The sequence below is a fragment of the Marivirga tractuosa DSM 4126 genome, from assembly GCF_000183425.1.
GTDB lineage: Bacteria > Bacteroidota > Bacteroidia > Cytophagales > Cyclobacteriaceae > Marivirga > Marivirga tractuosa.
In genome coordinates, this window is record NC_014759.1 from 2,713,068 (window position 1) to 2,738,315 (window position 25,248).

General features: G+C 36.2%; 16 protein-coding genes and 2 tRNA genes. 11 read left to right on the forward strand and 7 right to left on the reverse strand.

The annotated features are described in order from the left end of the window. Positions 1-32 precede the first annotated feature (32 nt). Positions 33-1,700: a formate--tetrahydrofolate ligase gene (locus FTRAC_RS11470; protein WP_013454419.1), complete on the forward strand. Its 1,668-nt coding sequence runs from the start codon at positions 33-35 to the stop codon at positions 1,698-1,700. Between the two features lie 93 nt (positions 1,701-1,793). On the opposite strand, the gene FTRAC_RS11475 is transcribed toward FTRAC_RS11470, so the two are convergent. Then, positions 1,794-2,339 (reverse strand): RNA methyltransferase, encoded by a 546-nt coding sequence (locus FTRAC_RS11475; RefSeq protein WP_013454420.1) that lies wholly within the window; start codon positions 2,337-2,339, stop codon positions 1,794-1,796. 47 nt (positions 2,340-2,386) lie between these two features. On the opposite strand from FTRAC_RS11475, the gene mutS reads away from it, so the two are divergent. From mutS to FTRAC_RS11515, 8 genes are all read left to right on the forward strand, one after another. Beyond that, positions 2,387-4,990: a DNA mismatch repair protein MutS gene (mutS, locus tag FTRAC_RS11480; protein ID WP_013454421.1), complete on the forward strand. Its 2,604-nt coding sequence runs from the start codon at positions 2,387-2,389 to the stop codon at positions 4,988-4,990. 271 nt (positions 4,991-5,261) lie between these two features. After that, entirely contained in the window at positions 5,262-6,281 is a 1,020-nt protein-coding gene (locus tag FTRAC_RS11485; RefSeq protein WP_013454422.1) for a PAS domain-containing protein, read from the forward strand. Positions 6,282-6,380: 99 nt separating this feature from the next. After that, a complete protein-coding gene (locus FTRAC_RS11490; RefSeq protein WP_185094399.1) occupies positions 6,381-8,084 on the forward strand; it encodes a toxin-antitoxin system YwqK family antitoxin in 1,704 nt (567 codons plus the stop codon). After that, positions 8,081-8,857: a transporter gene (locus FTRAC_RS11495; protein WP_013454424.1), complete on the forward strand. Its 777-nt coding sequence runs from the start codon at positions 8,081-8,083 to the stop codon at positions 8,855-8,857. The genes FTRAC_RS11490 and FTRAC_RS11495 overlap by 4 nt, the downstream gene beginning before the upstream one ends. A gap of 11 nt (positions 8,858-8,868) precedes the next feature. Next, entirely contained in the window at positions 8,869-9,615 is a 747-nt protein-coding gene (locus FTRAC_RS11500) for a hypothetical protein (protein ID WP_013454425.1), read from the forward strand. Between the two features lie 120 nt (positions 9,616-9,735). Next, complete coding sequence (locus FTRAC_RS11505; protein ID WP_013454426.1) at positions 9,736-10,668, forward strand: acyl-CoA desaturase; 933 nt, start codon at positions 9,736-9,738, stop codon at positions 10,666-10,668. Positions 10,669-10,743: 75 nt separating this feature from the next. Then, a tRNA-Gly gene (locus tag FTRAC_RS11510) sits at positions 10,744-10,816 on the forward strand. 59 nt (positions 10,817-10,875) lie between these two features. Next, positions 10,876-10,959: transfer RNA gene (locus FTRAC_RS11515), tRNA-Leu, on the forward strand. 51 nt (positions 10,960-11,010) lie between these two features. Here the strand turns inward: FTRAC_RS11515 and FTRAC_RS11520 are convergent. The 5 genes from FTRAC_RS11520 to FTRAC_RS11540 all read right to left on the reverse strand — a co-directional run bounded on the left by FTRAC_RS11520 (position 11,011) and on the right by FTRAC_RS11540 (position 20,270). Further along, a complete protein-coding gene (locus FTRAC_RS11520; protein ID WP_013454427.1) occupies positions 11,011-11,985 on the reverse strand; it encodes an NAD(P)H-quinone oxidoreductase in 975 nt (324 codons plus the stop codon). Between the two features lie 179 nt (positions 11,986-12,164). After that, entirely contained in the window at positions 12,165-14,501 is a 2,337-nt protein-coding gene (gene tamL / locus FTRAC_RS11525; RefSeq protein WP_049784118.1) for a translocation and assembly module lipoprotein TamL, read from the reverse strand. Beyond that, positions 14,471-19,411 (reverse strand): translocation/assembly module TamB domain-containing protein, encoded by a 4,941-nt coding sequence (locus FTRAC_RS11530; protein WP_041649784.1) that lies wholly within the window; start codon positions 19,409-19,411, stop codon positions 14,471-14,473. The genes tamL and FTRAC_RS11530 overlap by 31 nt, the downstream gene beginning before the upstream one ends. 326 nt (positions 19,412-19,737) lie before the next feature. Then, positions 19,738-20,052, reverse strand: coding sequence for a type II toxin-antitoxin system RelE/ParE family toxin (locus tag FTRAC_RS11535; protein WP_013454430.1), 315 nt, complete (start codon positions 20,050-20,052; stop codon positions 19,738-19,740). Next, on the reverse strand, positions 20,034-20,270 hold the full coding sequence (locus FTRAC_RS11540) for a hypothetical protein (protein ID WP_013454431.1): 237 nt from the start codon (positions 20,268-20,270) through the stop codon (positions 20,034-20,036). The genes FTRAC_RS11535 and FTRAC_RS11540 overlap by 19 nt, the downstream gene beginning before the upstream one ends. Before the next feature lie 187 nt (positions 20,271-20,457). On the opposite strand from FTRAC_RS11540, the gene FTRAC_RS11545 reads away from it, so the two are divergent. Both FTRAC_RS11545 and FTRAC_RS11550 read left to right on the forward strand, forming a co-directional pair. Continuing rightward, the gene (locus FTRAC_RS11545) at positions 20,458-21,645 is read left to right on the forward strand and encodes a thiolase C-terminal domain-containing protein (protein ID WP_013454432.1); all 1,188 of its coding nucleotides are present in this window, start codon (positions 20,458-20,460) and stop codon (positions 21,643-21,645) included. Positions 21,646-21,729: 84 nt separating this feature from the next. Then, positions 21,730-23,085: a TlpA family protein disulfide reductase gene (locus FTRAC_RS11550; RefSeq protein ID WP_013454433.1), complete on the forward strand. Its 1,356-nt coding sequence runs from the start codon at positions 21,730-21,732 to the stop codon at positions 23,083-23,085. Between the two features lie 212 nt (positions 23,086-23,297). Here the strand turns inward: FTRAC_RS11550 and FTRAC_RS11555 are convergent, their stop codons facing one another. After that, positions 23,298-25,142: a PLP-dependent aminotransferase family protein gene (locus FTRAC_RS11555; protein ID WP_013454434.1), complete on the reverse strand. Its 1,845-nt coding sequence runs from the start codon at positions 25,140-25,142 to the stop codon at positions 23,298-23,300. Positions 25,143-25,248: the final 106 nt, after the last annotated feature.

Genomic DNA, 25,248 nt, shown 5'->3' on the forward strand with positions numbered 1-25,248 from the left:
GTGTAGTATATTTATAATCTAAAATTAAGTTTATGACAGATTTAGAAATAGCCAACAAAAGCAAATTAAAGCCTATACAAGAAATTGCCCATAAATTAGGAATTGTAGCTGACGATCTTGAAATGTATGGTAAGTACAAAGCCAAACTCCCACTCAATATAATTGATGAAAGTAAGATTGACCAAAGCAATTTGATTCTAGTTTCAGCTATTTCCCCCACACCTGGAGGTGAAGGCAAAACAACCATGTCAATCGGTCTTTCAGAAGGCTTAAATCAGTTGGGAAAGAAGACCACAGTGGTTTTACGAGAGCCATCACTCGGTCCTGTTTTTGGAATGAAAGGAGGCGCAACTGGTGGAGGCAATGCGCAGGTTCTTCCAATGGAAGATATCAACTTGCACTTTACGGGGGACTTTTCCGCAATCGAAAAAGCAAATAATTTACTATCGGCCATCATTGACAACAACCTTCAAAGCAAAACCAATTCATTGGGAATTGATCCACGGACAATTGCATGGAAACGTGTTATGGATCTGAATGATCGAGCATTACGAAATATAGTCGTAGGATTAGGTGGGACAACTAATGGAATTCCACGAGAAACGGGTTTCGATATTACGGCAGCTTCAGAAATCATGGCGATTCTTTGTCTTTCTTCTGATTTAATAGATTTAAAAAAACGACTAGGACTTATTTTTGTAGGCTATACTTTTGATAAAAAACCTATTTATGCACGTGATTTAAAAGCAGAAGGTGCTATGACGGCTTTGCTTAAAGATGCCATCAAACCCAATCTCGTTCAAACCATAGAAGGAAATCCAGCCATTATTCATGGAGGTCCTTTTGCCAATATTGCACAAGGAACCAATACGGTGATTGCCACCAAAATGGGCATGTCCTTATCAGAATATACTGTAACTGAAGCAGGTTTTGGGTTTGATTTGGGCGGTGAAAAATTCTTAGATATAAAATGTCAAAGTGCTAACTTAAAACCAAAGGTGGTGGTGCTGACTACCACAATTCGTGCACTGAAATATCATGGTGGAGCAGAATTGTCAGCCCTTAAAGAGCCGAATGTAGCACAATTAAAAAATGGATTTCCAAATCTAGAAAAGCATATTGAAAATGTGCAGAAATTTGGAATCACGCCAATCATTGCGATTAATAAATTCAATACAGATTCAGAAGAAGAAATTGAAGCTGTTTTAGAGTTTGCTCGATTAAAAAATATTCAAGCTGCTGTTGCAGATGTTTGGGCAAATGGAGGAAAAGGAGCCTTAGATTTGGCCCAATTAGTAATTGATTCAGTTAATGCAGAGCTTTCAGACTTCAAACCATTATACGATTGGAACAGCCCGGTTTTGGATAAAATAAGCAAAATAGCTCAAGAAATATATGGAGCTACAAGAGTTGAATATGCAGCCAAAGCAATGACAGATTTACGAAGAATTGAAAACTTAGGATTGAGCAATCTTCCGATTTGCATGGCTAAAACCGAAAAATCGCTATCCGATAATCAAAAGCTATTAGGAAGACCAAAAGATTTTGTCATCACAGTAAGAGAAATAGAAATTGCAGCCGGTGCAGGTTTTATTATCCCGATAACTGGCACCATTATGCGAATGCCGGGCTTACCAGCGCATCCAGCATCAGAACAAATTGATGTGAATGAAGAAGGAAAGATTACAGGGCTTTTTTAAATATTGAAAATAATTTAAGCTATTTAGTTCTAGCTTGTTACTTTCATTGGTTTTCTGATGTAGTTGATCTGTGTATTATCCCCGATTGGGGGATTACAGGGGGCTTTTGGGGGCTAGGGAGCCTAAAACTGAATGCCAAAGCACCACGCCTATACTCACCGAAATATTCAAAGAATGCTTAGTGCCAAACTGAGGGATTTCTAAACAATGATCACTTTGATCCACTACTTCTTGTTCAACTCCGTAGACTTCATTGCCAAATATAAAAGCATATTTTTCATCAGCCTTGGGCGCAAATTTTTCCAGACTTAAACTATTTTCTGCTTGCTCTACACTCATGATTTTATATCCATCTTGTTTTAGCTTAGCAACGGCATCTAAAGTGTTTTCAAAATGCTCCCATTCAACAGTTTCCGTTGCCCCCAAAGCCGTTTTGTTGATTTCCCTATGAGGAGGCTGAGCAGTAATACCGCACAAATAAATCTTTTCAATTAAAAACGCATCGCCTGTTCTGAATGCAGAACCCACATTATTCATGCTTCTGACGTTATCGAGCACCAAAACGATTGGGTTTTTCTTGACCTTCTTGAATTCATCAACTTCCAATCGATTTAATTCTTCATTGGCTAATTTCCTCATATTTTATCATCTTTGAAGTGCAAAACTAAGAACATTTCCCTAAAAGCATGGCGAAGACTCAAGAAGCAAAGGAAACTCCTTTAATGAAGCAGTATAATCAGATAAAGTCCAAATATCCTGGAGCTTTATTATTATTCCGTGTCGGTGATTTCTATGAGACTTTTGGGGAAGATGCCGTTAAGGCCAGCAAAGTCCTGAATATTATTTTGACCAAAAGGGCAAATGGTTCCGCTTCTCATATTGAGTTGGCAGGCTTTCCCCATCATGCCATGGATAATTACTTGCCAAAATTGGTAAGAGCAGGACATAGAGTCGCCATTTGCGACCAGCTGGAAGACCCAAAATCCGTAAAAGGAATTGTCAAAAGAGGGGTTACAGAATTAGTAACGCCAGGTGTTAGTTTTGATGATAATGTGTTGGAAACAGGTAGAAACAATTATTTGGCTTCTATTCATTTTTCTAAAAACACATTAGGAGTTGCTTTCCTAGATATTTCCACTGGTGAGTTCATGACTGCTTCTGGAAATGCCTCTTATATCGATAAATTACTGCAGGGATTTCAACCTTCGGAAATTATCTATTCCAAATCAGCTAGAGAGCATTTCTCGCATAAGTTTTCAGATGACTATAATGTACATCATTTAGAAGACTGGATTTATGCTTTCGATTTTGCCTACGAAAAACTAACCAAGCAATTTAAAACCAACTCTTTAAAAGGCTTTGGTATTGAAAATTTGGAGGAAGGAATCATTGCTGCGGGTGCCATTCTACATTATTTGGAAGAAACCGAGCATAAAAAAATTGAGCATATTGCCTCCATCTCCAGAATTGAAGAGGAAAAATATGTTTGGATGGATAAATTCACCATCCGAAACTTAGAATTAGTTTACCCCCAACAAGAAGGAGGAATTCCGCTCATTCAGATTCTTGATAAAACCCTAACGCCTATGGGTTCGCGCCAAATCAAAAAGTGGATGGTGTTACCTGTGAAGGACAAAGCGGTCATTGAAGAGCGTCTGCAAATTGTTGAAGCTTTTCACAGTAATCAAGATTTAACGGAACAGTTGAGCGCTTCCTTAAAATCTATGGGAGATGTGGAAAGGTTGATTTCCAAAGTAGCGGTAGGCAGAGTGAACCCGAGAGAGCTGAATCAGTTGAAAAAAGCTTTGGGCTTAATGGTTCCTTTGAAAAAAGCATTGGAAGAATCCGAGGAGCAGGCCTTGAAAAAACTTTCCAATCAGATCAATCTTTGTGAGTATTTATATGAATTGATTGATAGTCAGTTGATGGAGGATGCTCCTTTGCACACCAATCAAGGAAACTTGATAAGGGAAGGAGTAGATCCTGAGTTGGATGACTTGAAAAAAATAGCTTTTTCAGGGAAAGATTATTTGCTTCAATTGCAAAAACGAGAAATGGAGAAAACGGGCATTACTTCATTGAAAGTGGCCTACAATAAAGTCTTTGGTTACTATTTGGAGGTGACCAATTCTCATAAAGATAAAGTGCCGCAAGAATGGATTCGAAAACAAACTTTGGTGAATGCAGAAAGATATATCACCGAAGAGCTAAAAGAATATGAAGAAAAGATATTAGGGGCAGAAGATAAGATGGTGGTGATTGAGCAGAGAATTTTTCAATCGCTCTTGCAAAATGCGATGGATTTTGTGAGCCCTATTCAGCAGAATGCCAAAATCATAGCACAAGTAGATTGCTTACTGAGCTTTGCAGAAATTGCTCGTGCTAATGATTATGTAAAACCTCAAATTTCTGAAACCACTGCTTTAGATATTAAATTAGGTCGACATCCAGTAATTGAACAACAACTGCCACACGGAGAAGAATACATTCCCAATGATGTATTTTTAGATAATGAAAGCCAACAAATCATGATCATTACGGGTCCAAACATGGCAGGTAAATCGGCATTGCTGAGGCAAACGGCATTGATTGTGTTGATGGCACAAATGGGCTGTTATGTGCCAGCTAAATCTGCTGAAATTGGTCTGGTAGATAAAGTATTTACCAGAGTGGGCGCATCTGATAATCTCTCTAAAGGAGAATCAACCTTTATGGTGGAGATGACGGAAACCGCTAGTATTTTGAATAATCTTTCTGACAGAAGCTTGGTGTTAATGGATGAAATCGGTCGTGGAACCAGTACTTACGATGGCGTTTCCATAGCCTGGAGTATAGTGGAGTTTTTGCATAACCATCCGAAGTCAAAAGCAAAAACACTTTTTGCCACCCATTACCATGAATTGAATCAGCTAGCACACGATTTTCCGAGAATCAAGAATTATAATGTTTCAGTGAAAGAAATAGATGGTGAAATCATCTTTCTTCGAAAGTTGAAAAAAGGAGGAAGTGAGCATAGTTTCGGTATACATGTGGCACATTTAGCCGGGATGCCAAATCCTGTGGTGCTGAGAGCCAATGAAATTATGCACCATTTGGAAAAAGATAAAATCAGGGACAAGGCCAACCGAAAAATGCATGAAGTTCCTAAAAATAATTATCAACTCAATATGTTCGAGGCGGATCCAGTTTTATCAGAAATTAAAGATTTATTAGATAAGCTAGATATTAATTCCATGTCACCAGTGGAAGCCTTATTGAAATTAAATGAGTTAAAAAGTAAGTTGAATTAAGCTAAAAATTGGAATACAGCTTGTTGATATAATTAAATCATTCCAAGTCTGAATATGATGTTTCTTCTTTCCCTCAAAAAAAGGTAAAATTATTTTAATTTTTTAATAAATCAATCCAGCCAAAGGAACGATTGAAAAGTGCAGTAGGAGCATCACAACATCAATGTATTTACATTAAATACATTGGCAGGGTTTAGCTAAACAATATTCCACTACAATTTGAAGCAGGAATTTCTAAACAATTGAGTATCGGGCCTGTTTAATATTCCTTATGGAAAAAGTTATAAACATTCAACAGGCACAAAAGGCAAAAAAAGATCCGATCGACTACTTGTCTGATAATGTTGTGCTTTTATCTCTTAATGAAAACTTTGATGTGCTTTCTGCCAATGAAACATTTCTTAAAGTAACAGGAATTAAAAGAGACGATTTAGATCAATTAAATTTCTTCCAACATCTATGTGATGAGCTGCCAGACTATATTCAAGATGAATTAAGTTATCTATTAAGACAACAAAAGTCATGGAATGGCAACTTTGCCTTTCCCAACACTGAAGGAAATGCTTCTTGGTTTCATACTAATATTATTCCTTCCAGAGATGAGAATGGTAGCTATATTGGATTTAATCTGCTTGCAACGGTTGGTAAATCGCAGCAAAGCATGATAACAGAAAAAGAAACTACCGAAAGCTGGATGAAGGCAATATTTAATGATGCTGATGAAGGTAATATTTTAATTGGCCTAGATGGAGATGTGATTGAATTCAATGCAACAGCTTATGAATTTTTGTCTTGGTACACACATAAAGAACTAAGACTTAATGAAAGCATGTCTCATTATTTTGGGGGAAGTTTTTCCAATACGTTTAAAGCGCTTTTTCAAAAAACTAAGAATGGACAGAAACAAAAATTTTGTAGAACCTTTAAAAATCTTAGCGGATACGAAAAAGTAGTTGATATGGAGCTGAAACCTGTATCAGATTCCACTGGAACGATAATGGGGGTGATCTTAAATTCGACAGATATTACAGAGGAAGTAAATCTAGAAAGAAGGATCAGAGTTTCAGAGAAAAAATTGGATGATATTGCATTCATTAATGCCCATGAAGTAAGGGCTCCGCTAGCATCGATTTTAGGTTTGTTGAATTTACTTGATTTTGAATCAGTGGATGAAAGTGGAAAATTAATCTTAAACCATCTAAAAAAGTCCGCAAACGATTTAGAGAAAATTATCCATAAGGTTTCAGAAAGCACATATTTGACTAACTCTGATTCTAATAAATCAGCATAAATTTAACGATATTCCATTATGAATAAAATACTTTTACTCCCCTTCATAGTCCTATTTTCAATTCAACTTAATGCCCAAAACTTAGACAAACTAAGAATCATGTGCGTTGACGAAGTAACTGCGTCACATTACAATGGTGAATTATCGCAGGATCAACTAAAAAATCAAATTGCAGCTCTTGGTTTCAGATACATTGAAAATGGTCAAATTAAATATCACCAAGACTTAATTGTTTATGATTGCAATACCGGACATGTAAAGTTTACAGCTGTTTTCGATGAAAATAAATTAGTAAAGGAATTTATCTTATATGAGGCAAAAGACGTTCCCGCCAAAACAATCTTTTTTACTAAAAGCAACACTTCGGATCATGTAGACTTGACCTTCAACTATCAAGGACAAGAAATTCCTGCATATCCAATTGGCAAAACAAAGGTTTTCAAAGACGGTCATTTGGTACAATCAATTCTCTTTAATGAGAATGGGGAACCTCCAGTGGTAAGCAATTATGATCAAAACAAATTGAAAACTTCAGAAGGTCCAGGATCAGTTTCGGGGGATATTCAAAAAGAGTGGGAAATCATCAAAAGCGGCGAATGGAAATATTTTGAAGGAAGTAACCTAACCTCAATATCAGTTTATGATCAGAATGGAAATAAAAAAGCAGAAAATCTCTACAGCAATGGAGCATTGATTAAAGAAAATAAATTTATCGCCAATAAGGCTTCTGAAACTACTGTCTTTTTTACCGATGGTACGATCAAAGAAACAGGTACTCGGCAGAATGATAGAAAAATAGGAACATGGAAATATTTTAATTCAAAAGGACAACTGAAGTCTACCGTGACCTATCGCAATGGAGTAGAGCATTTGAAATCGGTTTATGAAAGTCAAGGCAATCTTGTAAAACACTTAGAATTAAAAACAGATCAGGAAGAGTTGCCTAAATCAATGCAAGCATTAGATATGATTTACAAAACCACTACTTTTTACCCCGATTCGACAGTACAATCTTTGGGCTATACTCATAAAAACAATCAAATTGGTGTGTTCGAATACTATAATTCAAATGGTGAACTAAGTGAAATCAAAGAATATAATTTAGAGGGCGATGAAATCAATAGCTTAGAGGCTGACACCTACGTAACAATGAAGGAAAAAGAACGCGCAATTTTCCGTGAACTTCTGCTTGCTAAAACGACTCACCCACTTAACCTTTCAATTGAAAGTAAAATCCAACCACTAGCAGACTCTTTGCAATTAGATTTTGACAGTTTAATGATGAATTATAATTATACGAAAGAATACCAACAACAATATTCAAAATTATCAGAGCAAACTGCCTACTTTGGGAACTTATCAAACAAGATTGTTTGGTATGATTCTTTGTTAGCTTCCACTGTGGACTTTGCAAATGAAGTGTGGTCATATTCCCATGATTTACATGAAACAGAACTATTCCTACATAAGGAATTGGCTAATTTAAAGTTAAACCAAAAGATAGATTGGCTTAGAGAAAACTATACCAGATCGAAAAAGACGCTGTTTGGCAAAAAGTTGATTGTAGTAAATAAACAAGACGAGATTTACAATGTAATCATAAATGAGATACATCCAATTATTAAGGAAGAAATCACCTATTCCAACAATAAATATCAAGCAGTAGCCTTATCAGAAGAATTTGTATATTTGGTAAATAAAGCTGCTTCCATAATTGCCCAGCCCGATAAACAATTTCAGGAATCATTGAAGCAAACAAAATCTATACAAGATAAAAAACAATTGTTTCTATCGATAAAATGAAAAAAGTATATCTTCTCTTCTTGCTGTTTCTGCCCTTTCTGAGTCAAGGTCAATATAGCGAAAGCATTGCAACAGCAAGACCGGGTGCTGCCAATGGTGCTGGAACTGTTGGAAAAGGAATTCTGCAATTTCAGACAGGCATTCAATTTGATAATTTGTCTGACACATCCGGTTGGTATGTTAACAACATATCGGAACATCTAGTGGTTCGTTTTGGAATCCGTGAGCGTTTTGAAATTAGCGCAGTTATGAATCACATCAATTCCACAGAATACCTTAGTGCAAGTGAAGAATCACTAGTTCGACAGGGTTTAAACACCAGTCTACTTAGAGCAAGAACAAAAATCAATGATAACATGGCACTTCAAGTCGGCATTGAAACTCGATTGAGAGGAAAAGACTATCAAATCAAGTACATAGCGCCAAGGTTTCGTTTAATGTATAATACTAACTTAGGGAAGAACTCGAGTCTAACAACCAATTTGGGTGGCGTTTGGAACGGTAATGATAGTAAGCCTAGAGGTTTCTATGTGTTTAGTTATTCCTTGTCCTTGACTAATAAGTTATCACTGATTGCAGAGAGCTACGGGGATTTTATCAAATCTGGAATCAACAATTATTTTGATATTGGTTTGGGTTATAATATTAACAAGGACATGTTAATTGATCTAAATGGTGGATGGGGTGAAAACTATCCGTATAAAAGCTATTTTATCACAGCAGGGATTTCCTATAGAATGATCACTAAGTTTAGACCAGAGGACATGAAATAGTATTGGTGCACATGAAATCCTTCTTCTTACCTTATTTACTTCTTTTCTTTTCAGTTAGCATTTCTGCACAAGATCTTCCGTCACTGGTATTCTCTGGTGGAAAGAATTTTGTAGGAAAAAACGTTATCCAAGTTGAATACGGGCTCAATTTTGAGCGACAGATCAAAAGTATAAGTAAAATTGACCAACAAGCATCACAATATGGTTTAGTAAAATATGGCGCACTTAAAACATTAGACCTCTCCATCAGCTATAACTATATGCGAGAACAAACTTTCGTTTCTGATCAAATGCGGAGATCAAACGGCTTGTCCAATATCACCGCTGGCTTCAAAAAAAAAATAGCGCCTAACTACTCATTAAAAACAGATCTTGGCTTTTCAAAAAACGAATTGGGAAAACTACTAGGCAGCTTTCAAATCTTAGGAATCTCTGAACATAGTATTGATAGTTTTCTGGCATGGGAAAACAACATTGGACTTAATTGGCAAAACGGAAAGCCACAAGCCAATCTGGTTTATTTATCAGGGCTAACTTTTACTATCCCATATCCTTTGGATTTAATTTTTGAGTTCTATGGACAATATGGGGAATTAGCGTGGAACAACTACACAAATATTGGTGTCGGTTATTACTTTAATGCGGACTTGATGCTGGAGGCATATGCGGGCTATGGCAATACACTTAATCAACAAAGCAGTTATTTTTCTATTAACTTTTATTGGCGACTGGTCCCCTCAAGCTACAATAAAAAATAAATCAGAGAACCTTTAGTCAATCAGAACTATTTTTGAAATCAATTCGTTTTGAATTTTCAGGATTTAAAAAAGGAATAGTCCTATCTTTGTACTTACTTATTTAATTACATAATATTCAAAATGGCAGTTGCAGTAAAAGAAAACCTAAAGATTCGAAAAAAAGGGACCTGGAAAAAAGAAATTAGTTTTGCTATCGTACATTTATTGCCCTTAGGCGCAATTTGGACTGGTGCTACTTGGTTCGATTGGACAGTCTGTGCTTTCCTCTATGTTTGGAGAATGTTTTGGGTTACGGGTGGTTACCACCGATATTTCGCCCACAGAAGCTACAATACTTCTCGTTGGTTCCAGTTTTTGATAGCTTTTTTTGCGCAAACATCAGCACAAAAAGGTGCTTTATGGTGGGCTTCTCATCATCGTCACCATCACAGAAACAGTGACACCTTAAAAGATCCACATAGCATGTTGCATTTTGGATTTTGGTATTCTCACGTTGGCTGGATTATTGGTTCTGATTTTAAAAAAACTGATTTTAAAGTAATCTCTGATTATAGTAAGTATCCAGAATTAAGATGGTTGAATAAAAATTATTTAGTTCCACCCGTTATTCTGGCATTAACCGTTATGGCACTAGGAGGTTTGGTAAATGGTGGTACTATTCTAGCCATGTTTACAACTGCAGGATTCTCAACGCTATTCATTGGCTTCTTTTTAAGTACAATCATTTTGTATCATGCCACTTTTTCCATTAACAGTATCATGCACAAATTTGGTAACCAGCGATATGAAACTGGAGATGAATCCAGAAATAGTGTCTGGTTAGCTTTATTAACTTTAGGCGAAGGTTGGCACAATAATCACCACTATTATGAAACATCAGCCAGACAGGGGTTCTTTTGGTGGGAAGTAGATCTAACGTATTACGGATTAAAGTTTATGTCAATGCTAGGCTTGATTTGGGATCTTAAGCCAGTGCCGAAACACATTAAAAAGTCACGGAATAAACAGGAAGCAAAAGAGCTGAAAGAGCAATTTAAAAAACAAGTAGCATAATTTTTAAAAAATTTTATGGTTTGCTATTGTATTTTAAAATCAGCCTATTAAATTTGCAATCCCATTGAGGGAAAAGCGAGAGTAGCTCAGCTGGTAGAGCGCAACCTTGCCAAGGTTGAGGTCGCGAGTTCGAACCTCGTCTCCCGCTCAGAAACAGATAAGTGAGCAATAGGCTCACTTATTTTTTTGACACCTACAATCATTCTAGCCGGGATGGTGAAATTGGTAGACACGCAAGACTTAAAATCTTGTGAACATTAGTTCGTGCGGGTTCAAGTCCCGCTCCTGGCACAAAAGCTTCTCAGAGATGAGAGGCTTTTTGTTTTTTAGGACATTCCCTCATTATATTTCTAAAACAATCTTCCCAATATGCTCACTGCTTTCCATAAGCTCATGAGCCTTGGAAGCTTCTGCTAAAGGGAAGGTTCTATAAATAACAGGCTTGATTTCGCCTATTTCAATTTTAGGCCAAATATTCTTTTTGAGTTTTTCTGCAATGGCTCCCTTAAACTCAGGAGAGCGAGCTCTTAAAGTGGAACCTGTAATGGTAAGTCTTTTTACCATCACTTTTTTCATATTGATGGTGGACTCTGCATTTTTCATGGCATTGATTATCACTAGTCTGCCTTCAGGATTTAAGATATTAATGTTTTTTGCTGTATAATCCCCGCCCACCATATCCAAAATCACATCTACCTCCTCTTTTTTTTCTTTTAGATATTTTTCGAAATCCTGCACCTTATAATTGATGGCAAGATCAGCGCCTAGGTTTATTGCAACATCACATTTTTCTTGAGTTCCTGCGGTGGTAAAAACTTTTCCGCCCATGCTTTTCACCATTTGAATGGCCGTTACGCCTATACCTGATGTTCCTCCATGCACTAAAAAGCTTTCTCCTTTTTGAAAATTTCCTCTATCAAACACATTAGACCAAACCGTGAAAAAAGTTTCTGGAAGGGAAGCTCCTTCTACAAAACTGAGTCCTTGCGGAATAGGCAGGCATTGCACTGCTGGAGCCGTAACTTGTGAAGCATAGCCTCCGCCCGCTACCAAGGCACAAACTTTTTCGCCAACATTCCATTGCATTACATCCTTTCCAACTTCCTTTATAATTCCTGCCACTTCCAAGCCAGGAATATCATCTGGTGCACCTGCCGGAGCCGGATATCCACCCATTCTTTGGAAAACATCAGGTCTATTAATTCCAGCTGCTTTCACTTCTATCAGAACTTCACTGGGTTGGGGCTTTGGGCTCTCCCTTTCTTTTAATTGAAGAACCTCGGGGCCTCCTGGGTTTTTGATTATGATTGCTTGCATATTTTTTTAGTTTTAAGTCGTAAGTGTTAGGTTTTAAATAAATCTACTGAGTATAGAGGACAAAGTTGGCTCTCAAAATATTTCAATCTTATTTCTATGGTGCTTCTATATAGCTTCCTGTACTGACCTAATCGTAACCCAACCTGTCAACCAATTCCCCCTTTGGGGGTTAGGGGGCTTTAAAAAGGATACCCTATCCCAAAATTCCAATTGATATTCTCTTGTCTCCAGGATTTGTTGCCCATTTCGAAACTATCCTGCCACTGGAAACCATTATCCGTAGGCTTACGAAGTGGTGTGGCTACATCCAAACGAATCACAAAAAATTCAATGTCCAACCTTAAACCAATCCCTGAGCCTATAGCCATTTCATTAATCCAGTTGGAGGTAAATTGTCCATTTCTTCCATCTTCATTTCTGAGCCACACATTTCCTGCATCTGTAAAAACAGCTCCTTTCAAGAAGGAGATCAAAGGAAAACGGTACTCCAAATTGGCCTCTATTTTAATATCTCCTGCCTGATCAAAAAAACTTGTTCCGTCTGTTGCGTCTTGCGTTTGATAATTTCCTGGCCCTAAACTTCTGATTCTAAAAGCTCGAACTGAATTAGGCCCCCCCGAAAAATACTGTTTAGAATAAGGTAAGCTGACCGAATTCCCATATGGCAAGCCGATTCCAGCAAAAATACGACTTACTAATTTGCTTTCTTGGCCAATGCTTTGATAGTTTCGGAGATCAAAGTCAAAACGGGAAAACTGAGCATAACTCTGTCCCCAGAACTTTTTGTTGTCGCCTGTGACACCTCCAATATTTTGTGCTAAAGCCAATGCATTTCCAGCAAAATCGGCACTAAATGCAAAATAGAACCTATTCCTTTTTATATTCCTAACCAGCTGACTCCATTGGAAACTGTAAGATAAACCGGGAATGAATTGCTGTTCAAAACTTCGGGCTAAAAATGGATTCCCGCTTAGTAAATTTTCAAATGCTTCACTTTCATTTCCAATATTGATATAGTTGATGGAAACAGGATTTAAATTATGGGTCACAAAAATATTGGGATTCCATTCGAAACCATAAACAGCTAAAAAGGAATTGAGATTGAACCACTGAGAACGGTTTAGCAAATCATAAGATAACTTGAATTTTGTTTTAGGAATAGAGTAACGGAATTTTTCTTCAATCGGAAATGGTGTTACCATTCTCGGAATTATTAACTCTGCCGCTACTCCCGTTTCAATACTATTCAAACCAGTTGAAAGATTGCCACTATTAAGTTGTGCTTCATAACCAAGCTTACTTGACAACCGAAGAGCTTCTCCACCTTTGAATAAGTTTCTGTTAAGATACTCAAAATTCAAATTAGGCCCTACAAAGTTATTGGATTTACTGACAGCTTGTAATTCTGAACGAAAGGAGCGTTTATTTAAAGGAGACAAGTAAATATTAGCTGTTAGTTGTCCATTCCCATTTTCGAAAGTACTATCTTCTAGATATCGAATGTTGACAAATCGATAAGTTTTTAAGGAATTTAGTCTCTTGTTTGTATATCTTTCGCTTTCAGGATTGTAAAAATTGCCCTCCTTGATAAATAGGTAGGGATAAAGCCTGTCAGGTCTAAAAAAGACCTCTGATTGTATAAACTCCACCTCATAAAGAACCGTAGTATCAGCATTATTGGCTCCTTGAGAAGTGTCTAGAGAATACTTAGGGAATACATTGATTTCCTTAATTTTGAAAGGAACTAGTGCAAGTTCAGAGGCATTGTCTTTTATACGAAGTTCCATGATAGCTTCATTTTCTTTCTCTGTGCTTATTGTATCGGCTTCAAATATCAAATTGTCAGATGAAAAATAGTAGTACCCCTGCTTTTTAAGGAAATCAGCTATTTCGGTTCTAGTTTCTTTTAACTTTTGAAGAGAAAAAGCTTCATTTTTTTTAATCGGCTTTTCTTCTTCCAAATAACTTATTATAAGGCTGTCTACCTTTTGTTCGGCAACTTTTTTATAATGAATGGAATCAATATGTAATCTTCTTCCCGGTCTTATTTCAAATTCGATATATCCTGTCCTCTTCTTTTCAACAACTTCATGATTAATTTTACTATTGAAATAACCTAAATTCTCCATTCGGTTTTTCATTAGTTTCTTCACACTATTGCTATTGACTTGATCTAGGAATACTGGTTTTTCTCCAATTCTTTTATTCACCCATTTAGCGTAGAAACTTGCCCTATCATTTTCGACTCTTTGATGTGCCCATAAGCCTATTCGCACGCCAGCTATCTTTTCATTAGGCTGTGGTCTATTAACCTCTTCTAAATCGCGCTTTAATTCGTTTTTATACTTAGAACTTTCTGTTTCTTTTAACTTGATTTTTCCCCCTTCATACAATTTCTGTCCATCTTGCAAGTTTTTAGTGGTTTTGCAAGAGTAGAAGGAACCTCCCAAAAGGCTAATCAATGCGATATGTATAAAAGCCTTTCTCAATCTTCTTCCTCTTTTGGTTTTTGCCAAAGCTCATCAAACTTCTCAAATTCTTTACTAAATTGAATGGATATACCCGTTACGACTACTTGTCCATCTATCAATCCTTCATATTCATTTTTCCTGTAGCCACGTAGTTTATAGCGTCCATCTTCGGTCAATAAATATTCCACCATAATATTTCCTATTATGTCAGTGGCTTGTTGCTGACTTCTTTGCTGTCCTTCCAGGTCAACCTGACTACCTACTTCCACTCGAAAGCGGTCATTAAATAAGTTTTTACTTAAGCTCATCTCTAGTTGCGTTCGATCTTGTGCCGTTCCACTTTGGTAATCTTCATAGGAATTTAAATCTAGGTTGAGGTTTACGCCTTTCACATATTGGTTGCTTAATTTATTGAGCTGATTACTTAAAATCTGACTGGCGCTATTTCTTGCTATAGCTTCTGAATTTGGTCCACCGTTGCTACTTCCACTTGGGAAAAACTGATTTAATACTAATAAGGAGAATACTTGTTTATTCAATCGAGTTTCATTGGATTTGATGGTTTGAACTTGTTGATAAATATTGCCACCCAATGCTCCACGACTTTGTTCTGGCATGTCTAAGCCAAATGATATTTCAGGTTTACTCAAATCGCCACCAACAAAAAGTTGAACCAAAAACGGGAGTTTTTGTCTGTATTGTGTTTTTACTGAAGCAGATGCAGAAGATATTTGGTCTTCCATTAAAGTATTCACAGGTGCTTCTGTTTTATACAAAGCCGTAATATTCAAAGTGGCTTCATAAGGATCGCCCGACCAGCTTATTCTTGAACCCGATTGAATTTCGAATTTACGTTTGACTAAATCATATAAACTTAATTGATAATAACCCTCATTGACCTCCACATTACCATTTAAACTGATAGCTCCGTTTTTCCTTAAAATAAAATTCAAGTCCGTATCTCCGGAAACCGTTAAATAATCACCTCTTCTTTCATCTACAATCACTTTAAATTTCGCATTCTTATCAGTATTAATAATAGCGTTTAATTCCATACCGCCAATATCAGCCGTTCTTTTCAATTCAGATTCAGAGGACGAAATGGTGTCCGAGGGTACATAAGGTTTTTTGAATGTAACTATCCCTTCCTGCTCTACCACATCTATTTGACTTTCCGGGATGATATAGACTAAGTCTGTTTTTTCATTTAAACCAACATTAGCCTGAACTCTAGGTTGATTTAGATTTCCTTTTAAATCAATGGTTGCATTGAAAAATGCTTTGCCGAAAAATAAATCACTATTGTCCTTATTAGTGTTCAGTAATTGAAAATTGTCAGCTGTTAAACTTAGATCAAACCTGGGATTCAGTAAATCTTCAGTGCTAACTTGACCATTCAATTGCATTTTACTGTTTTGCTCATCCAGCATGGTAAAATTGTTCAGTTGGATTTTTTCATTCTTCAAATTGATTACTTCATTCGGCAACTGATATGTCATATTCAAGTATGGAAAAAACAAAGAGGCATCTTGGAAATTGAGATTTCCGTCATATTGAAAGTCTTCTGTATTTCCACTGAAATTAAAATGGCCTATTAAGTTCCCACTTGCTTCCCGAATTAGGCCTTCGGAAAAGTTTGTCAAAAACGGAAGGGAAACGCTGTCCATATCCAGTTCAAAATCAAACTCTGGAATTTCAGGGTTATTGTCAAACCAACCCTTGCTTCTTAGACTAACTTCTCCCTTCGAACTCAATGCAAATTGATAGCGATTATCTGACTCTTGTTGGGCATTTAATGAGATATTACCCACTTCCTCATCCAAAATATTGAGGCTGTCTATATCCAGAGAAGCAGAAAAAGCCAGTAGATTTTTCAAATCCTCCAGCACAACTCCTCCTTTTAAAATACCTTTAACAGGGCTTTCCTCAGCATTTATAATGGCAAAGAAGTTCTCTATTCTAAAATTCTCGAAATTGAATTGAAGTGCTGTTGCTTCCTCTTTGCGTTCTGTTCTTACTTCAAATAATTGCTTATTACGTTCAAAAACCATGCTTTGAATCACAATATTGGCAGTATCAAAGTAAAGCCTATTTTCAGGATCCATATTCCAATTTTCAGCATTCAGAATTAAATTTTCAGGCTTTAATGACCAAAAGAGTGAATCTTCTTTTCGTTCTGCAACAGCATCCACATGGAATAAGCTATCTGCCATAGCATCTTCCATAAACAAATTAAACAAAGCTTTTTTAGGTGTGATATCTGCTCTTAAAATGGTAGGATAGATGTTTAAATCCCCTGAGGTAATTCGCTGAAAATTTGTGTTAATGTGAAATTCTTCCTCTGTATTATTTATACTCAAATTCAAACTATCCAAATCAATATCCTGATAATGGAAAGACGGAATATTTAGCTGAAATTCTACAACTTCATTTGCACTTTTGTAATTACCAGTCGCATATATTGGTTTAAAACTGATGTTTAAGGGGAGAAAATCTAGTAAGTTTTGGCTTTCTTCAGCCTTCAGGGAAAAAGTAATTTTCATAGGCCGATCTGTAGTATCCACTTTAAAGATTTTAGCTTTTTGTAACTTTGCAGCATCTAAATCGGCAAGTGCTAATTCTTCAAATCTGTGGTTCATATTCAGGTCAAAGGCAATATTTTCCCATTTCAATTTAACACTTGCACTATCTTCTGCATTAAAAGCAAGTAACCTTAAAGGGGTGAAAGATATCGTTTGGTTGGGGCTCGTTAATTTGGTCTCATTTAAATTTGCATCTATGGATTGATGAAGGCTGTCTATTTGTAATTTTACTTCGGCATTAGTTGCGACCCAGACGGCACTATCTGAAATATTAAGCGCCAATAAATCTAATTGTTTGATATTGGCTTTTAAATTGATTTTCTGCTTAATGGAATCAATCTTCCCAGAAGCTGACAAATCAAAATCCGCTATGGAGTCTGAATAATTACTGCTGAATTCCAACTGGCTTTTCACTAAGGAGGCAGACATATTGATTGTATCAAACTCATTCGCCATATAACTACAATTTCGAATACTCACTTCTGCTTTGGTATTCATTTCAGAAGGCTTTAATCCTTTTCCATTTATGGCAATGTCAATATTAGCGGTGTTGAAATTAAGACTGTCTTGCAACCATCTAGCTAATTCCAAATCCGTTAATTTTATATCAGCTTGATAGCTTTCGGGCTGCTTGGAATTGAAATTTCCTTTGACTTTTACTCGAGTAATATCATCCAGTTTGGCTGATAAATCGCCAATTATTTTTCCTCTATTATAATTGCCTTTTCCGCTCAAATTTACTTTTTGCGGATAATAATCTGGATAATCTTTAGGCATGAAATATGGAAAATCAGAAACATTACTTTTTAGCTCTAAGTTTTCAAAAGAAGCCATTAGATTTTCTCCATCTTGCCAATTTTTGAGCTTGGCATTTAAGGTTACCGAGGTTTTATCCCCATATAATAGACGGAAATTTTGCAAGTCAATATCCTTGTCATTTCCCTTGATTTTTCCGTAAAGCTTGGCAGGATGTTTTGAAAGTGCCAATAAGCTGCTGTCTTCTTTCAGTTCAGGAGAAAAATAGAAAGCATCTCTTATATTCAGCGTTGTAGGCAATTTTAAATCTAGCTTGAATTGTGATTTATAAAAGCTACCCGCAAATAAAGAATCAATAGAAACAAAATTAATATTGGCATTTGTATTCAAAATTGAATGGACTGTTTCTACTTTAAAATCATTTACTGACCCGGAGGTTGCATTGAAATTAATCCCACCACTCAATTCTTTCAATTCAAAACTTTTACTGTCTTTAGCAGAGAAGCTGAAATTTTCAATGTCTAAATCTTCTGCTAAATATTGAGCATTAACTAAATTGAGCTTAATATCTTGAAACTGCATATCCTCAGGATTAAAACCTTCAATTTCGTTAATTTTTCCCTCTGATTTTATGTCCAAATCTGCCAAATTAAAATTGAAAGTGTTGAGTTTTATTTTGTAATCAGGAAATTCAAAAGGAGAAGGACTTTCATCATTTTCTTCTTGAGTGGAATCCGAAGATATTGGTAATCGCATTCTAAAATGGCTGATTTTATTATCGAATTTGTCTAGTTCAATTTCATTTTTGGCTAAATCTACTTTTGCATTTCGAATATCCAACAAATTAATAAGCGAAGACATTTGCAGCCTGTCAAAAAGGGTTTCGTATTCTAAATCAATTTCGTTTAAGCTTAGCTTTTGGACATTAATTTTGGGTAAAGTGCTTTCGGTAGTGTCTTCTTCTGAAGGAGGGAAAGCTAAACCTTGCGAATAATTTGCTTTCACATTTTTCAGGACGAATTCTTCAACATCAAAATGTAAGCTGTCCAAATTAAATGTATTTAAAGAAAGCTCGAGTTCTCCTAGCTTTAGATAGGTTTTCATTTCCACACTAATATCCTGAAAGTTTAAGTCAATATTTTCCAATAGGATATGGCGAACATTGATAGTAGTGGAGGAAGTAGTATCGGTTTCTTTTTCAGTGCTTGTAGAATCAGCATTTGCAAAAGCATCAATCAAAAATTGAAAATTATAACTACTGTCAACCGAATTATTGTGGACTTTTCCTGTGATTCCCTCTAACTCCAAGTTTTTCACGTCCACATTACCATCTAAAAGTGGCTTCCAGGCTACATCTGCTAAAATGGAATTGGCATAAATTAAGGTGTCCTGATTGCTATCTTCTGCGTACAGCCCTTCAATTTGAGCAGCGCCTAGAAAAGTAATGTAGAGGCGGTCTATTTCAAATTTGGTCTGCGTTCTTTCGCTGACAAATTTTGTGGCGTAATTGGTGATTTTCTGCTGAACTACAGGCAATCTTAAGGAAAGTATCAAGATTACTAAGAGCAATAAAATGCTCCCTAAAATATACAATATGATTTTTCCTGTTTTCTTCAAATTAATTTCTGTAACACAATTTTAGTGAGATATCCAGCTTTATCCTAACGGAAGAGTGAGTGATTGGATTTTATTGGGAGGATATAATTTTAGATATAGGGAAAGGATAGTTATAATCTAAGATTAGCCAAGAGATTCTTTGGGTGAAGGTTTCAAAATTAGTTTTTCATTCCATATTAACGATATCCTTTGAATTCGTATGTTCAATACAGTCTTCTATTTTTTCCGAATCCGACATATTCAATATGTCTAAAATTTCATGGGGTAAGTCTTGAATTGCGGTTTCTTCAGATTTTTCCAATTCTATTCTTTTAATTGTAGTTTAATTAACCTTTGCTTTCTAATATTTTCAATAATTTTCTAGGATCCTGTCGATTATCCCAAAATGCATAAATAATTATATGTTTTTCAGTGACTGAATAATACAGACTGAAATTCTCTAATGAAGCAACTCTAATATCTTTATAATCAGTTAGTTTATAAATATATGGACTTTCAGCAATCAGTTTGGTTTTTTGAGACACTAAACTTATAAGTTTTTTCGAGTAAGTGTTAGATTTATTTCTGTTTACCCAGTATTCTAAAATCCCTATAAATTGAATATCAGCTGTTTTTGTCCAAATTACTTTGCGTTGAGCCATTCAAGATTTCTTTTCATCATTTCCTCTTGAGAGATTAAATTTCCTTCTTTTACATCCTGATCACTCATTTTCAACATTGCTTTTTGCTCGTCAGTCAGTACCTCAAATTCAGATTCTTTGACATTAATAAAATTCTGAAGCGCTTCTAAAACTTCTCTATCCTTAATCGAATGAATTTTATCAATCAATCCGCTTTTTATCTGTTCTACTGTTGCCATTCCCTTGCTAATTTTAGTTATAAAAATGCTAATTATTAATGGATTTTCATAATCAAATCTTTTTGCCTCCGATTTCCTTAAGCTATTCTAAAACTGTATCGCTTTATCATAAATTCCTTTTCCTAAAAAATTAATCTATCGGACATTTTTAAGACACTTTTATTAACTTGACCTAAAAGAAAAAGAAATGGATTTAGGGGTAAATATAATTGGGGCTTATCACTCTTCATTTGGCAAATTAGAAGGCGAGACTTTATACACGCTTTATGAAAAAGCAGTAAAAGGAGCTTTGCAAGATGCAGAAATTGAAGCAGCAGCTATTGATGGAGTATTTGTAGGCAATTACAGTGGAGGAGCTTTCAATAGGCAGGAAAATATCGCTTCCTATGGTGTAAATGCTATACCTGAATTGCGCCACAAGCCGATGTATAGAACCGAAACAGCTTGTTCATCTGGTTCTTCTGCTATTCACATGGCGATTATGGCAATAAAATCAGGCATGATGAAACGCGTTTTAGTGGTTGGATTAGAAAAAATGACGGATTTGGATATTGCTGGAGTCACAGAAGCTTTAGCCCTAGCTACTTACTGGCCTGAAGAAGGTAGTAAATCGGTAACAGCTCCCTGCATGTTTGCGGATTTAGCTAAAGGCTGGATGAAAAAATACAATTATACCGAAGAACAATTAAGACCTTGGTTAGCTCAAATTTCTTCTAAAGCTTATACTACTGCTGCGGAAAATCCATTAGCCCAATTGCAAAAACCAAAATCAGCAGAAGATATACTTTCATTGCCCGATGAAAAGAATCCGATGATATATCAGCCACTTCGACTGCATGATTGTTCATTAGTTTCAGATGGTTCTGCGGCTTTAGTACTGGAAGATGCCACTTTAAGTAGTGGCAAATCTGTTGCCATCAAAAGTTTCTATAGCGCAGCTGATTATTTGGATAGTTTTGGCAAAAGTAAATCAGACTACTTTCTGGAAGGTGCAGCTTTTGCGGTGGATAAAGCCTTAAAAGGAGCCGCTCTTAAAATTGAAGATATAAGTCTGGCTGAAGTACATGATTGCTTTACCATAACCGAGCTTTTATTGTACAGTGCCATAGGAATTGCTCCTGCAGGCCGTGAATTTGAAGCTCTGGAAAGTGGAAAAGTATTTCCTGATGGCACATTACCAGTAAATTTATCAGGCGGATTAAAAGCCAAAGGTCATCCCATTGGAGCAACAGGAGTTGGAATGCATGCCTATATTTACAAGCAGTTGATGCAAGAAGCTTGGGGACATCAAGTAAAAGATGCCCAAAGAGGCCTAGTGGTAAATATTGGAGGTTCTGGTACTAGTAATGCGGTTTCGGTTTTGGAATCCTTTTAGTTTCATCCAAGAGATAAAACGCATGTCCATCAATTTAATCTCCACCTTTATAAATCTTTCTTAAGTTTGTTTAATTTCGTCCCCATGAAAAAGATCATTTGTACATCTTTTGCCCTGATTATCGGTTTTTCACTAATGGCTAAATCTGGTAAATTAGTGCTTACTGGAGCAGTCCAAAACCAATCTGCGACCACTATCGCTATCACAGACCTTAACAATCAAAAAATTGCCTCAGCAGAACTAGATGAAAACGGAGATTTCAGCATGTCCTTCAAGTTAGAATATGACGGTTACTACTCTTTTGACTATGGTCGCAATGCAACATATATTTATCTGTATCCTAAAGATGAACTGCACATTAGCTTCGATGCCAATAACTTTGAAAGCACACTCACTTTTGAAGGAAAGGGTGCGACTCGAAATAATTACTTGGCTAATAAATCAAACGTACAAGCCGAACTCACTAAAGACTTGGAAGCTTTTTATAAGGTGTCTGAGACGGATTATCTTGAAAACCTAGCAAATGTTAAAACTAGACATGAGGCATTGCTGGCTACCTATGATGTGCAAGAATTCTTTAGAAATGCAGAAAAAAGAGCTTTAGAGTATAACCGCTTGCTAAATATTCAGAATTATAAGACCAGCTATAAATTCTACCTTGGGGAAGATATTTCACCATCAGATGAATTTTATGCGCCCATTAGTTCTGTGGATTTAGGAGATGAGGAGGAATATAAGAAACAGCCATATTACCGTTATTTGGTAAACTCAGTTTGGAGCGATCGCATCGCAGCTGCCTCTGATGTAGATGGTATGTTGGGTGTTTTGAGCCAAGTGTCTTCCCAAGCTGTACTTATTAGTTTGGTAAACGGATTTTATTCAAAGATCTCTTCAAGTGAAGATCGCGCTAAAGATTACCTCAATCTTATCAAACGTGTAACTACGCACCAGCCTTTTATTGATGCGGCAGAAAAAAGATACCAAGAAGTAATTAGTGAGAAAGGCTTAACTCAAGGTGATATTTCTCCGGAATTCAATTATGAAACAGTGGATGGCAACACTGTTAGTTTGAGCGACCTAAAAGGAAAATACGTATACATCGATGTTTGGGCTACCTGGTGCGGACCTTGCATCAAACAAATACCCTATCTGAAGGAACTGGAAGAACTATATCAGGATAAGAATGTAGTTTTTGTGAGTATCTCCGTTGATAAAGAGACCGCCAAAAATAAATGGAAAAAGATGATAGCAGAAAAAGAACTTGGAGGACTGCAACTCTTTGCTGATAAGTCCTTCGATAGTGAATTTATGGAAGCCTATGCAGTCAATTCTATTCCACGTTTCATCTTGATAGATCCTGATGGGAAGATTGTTAATCCTGAAGCACCAAGGCCGTCCTTCCAGAAAACCAGAAAGCTTTTAGATAGCTTATTAAAGTAGTTTTAGGTTTTAAAATTCCCGTATTTATACTGTTTCATGGCTAAATGGATTTCTACCATCCTCTACTTCCCATTAAAATTTAATATCCCACTGAAAAACAGCAGTAGGAATGCATGACAACATCAACAAACAACTGGTGCAACAAGCCTGGGCAAAACAAATGAAAAATGTCCAAACAGGCTTAGCGGTGAATATTGGAGGCTCGATGGGTGCTACATTTGCCCCACAAAATCCGAAAAAACCTTCTTATGGTGCTCCAAATCCAAATCAGGAGAAACGGATACTCTGGCGATATAATCCTTGTCAGATTCCTTTGTAGTTCCTTGTGTGGAAGTTGCAGGAATTGTCCAGTAACAGCCTTTTAGCTGACCATAACTCACACAGTATTTACTTTCCTCAGGAATTTCCGTGATCATCATATTGATCAGTTTAAGATTTAGAGCTCTCTTATAGTTTTCTCTTTCTTCCTCTGTTTCGCCTTTGGTAGGAAGGTCTAAAGAAAAGACTGAAGGCGTAAAATCTTGCTCTGCTAATTCTTCTGAAACGAAATTGATCTTAGCTGTTGGTAAAACTTCTTTGATGTGATTTACAAATTCCCTTGTATTTTTATAAGCATCCACAATTCTTTGGTTCATGGAAGGCAATTGCTCAGCTAATATTTCAGTTTGCAGATCGGTAGCTTCATTATCGCAAAGGATTAAATGCTTTTCTATATTTCTCATCAAATCAGATCCTTTTTGATTTGATGAAACATAACCTGCCGTGCATTTTCCACCACTTGGAAACTTAGATCCGCTTACATAAGAAATCACACGGATGTCCGAAAGAATCCCATCTTCGCTTAAAAATTGAATGTTCGGACAAAAGGTTTGATCTAAAATAAATACCGGATCAATTGCCTTTTCACCATATGGAGTTTTTCGCTCTTTACTAAGTGCGGCTCTTAATTGCTCCATATCTGGAACTTCCACTCTTGGGTTTGTTGGAATTTCCGCAATGATATAAGGAACTGCATTTTCTTGTGCTACACGATCTAAAACTTTATCCGTGCTTTGCACCATATCATTATCGCCATCTACTGGAAGATCCAAGATTTCGACATTTGGAATGCATGCCGCTACTCTTCTAGCTTGGTCATTTGTTCCACCATAGCAATTAGGGGGAACTATAATTTTGATTTCTTTGCCAGGGTGATTTTGCAATGCCTCCTCAACTAAGCCCATCATGATGGCATATTGTACGGAAAGACCACAATTTCCTAATAAAGCTTTTGTATCTGCAGCTGTTATTTTTTTAATGGAATCTAAAACGGAAGCTTTATCTGATTCGAATTTAGCTTTGTCGTGCTTCGGTGGATTTTGACCTTGCAATAATTGCAAAGCAGTATAACAATTTTGAGGTGTCATACTTATCGTTTCTCTTCTTCGCACATGCTGAATTGCAGAAATGTAAGCTTCATTTTGTTCTCCATTCACCAATATAATACTTCCTAATTGGCTATGGATACTGAGATAAAAATCAATATTTTCGTTGAGGGTTACTTTTCCTATTTCATCATTTTGTGAAATAAAAATAGTGCTGCCGTCAAATGCAGAAATATCTTCTATATTTTCAACTTGCTTTAATTCAAAATTGTAGTTATAAACAGATTTTACCGTTTCCAAATCAAAATAAGAAGGTAATTCACCTTTATAAGCAATTATTGTTTTCTTTTCATCAAATAGATTTTTTCTTAGTACCGCTAAAATCGGAACTGTCCTTGATGAAAAACTGATGACCTGATCAGCTTTTAAGTTGTTAAGTTTAGCAATTCCCCATTCCAATACGGAAGATAAAGGATGCCCTAATCGAATATAATCATAAGCAGTCGGCAGGGCACTTAGTTTGGAAGTCTCAGCATCCTCCTGAGAATATAGTCTTTCAAAACGCTCCAAAAATTCTGTTTTGGCTAAGTCTTCCTTATAAATATCCAATCTATGGGTGGTGAGTTTCAACCAATCAGATGGAACATTTTTCACTACATTATCTATATAATTCAGGGCTCTGCTATCGTTCATTATCTTCTTTTGCTATTAGATGTTTCCGTATAATACTCGTGTTATAAATAGATGTTGTCCTAATTTGTTTTTAGGTGCACAAAAGTAAAACAATTTGTAGAGACGC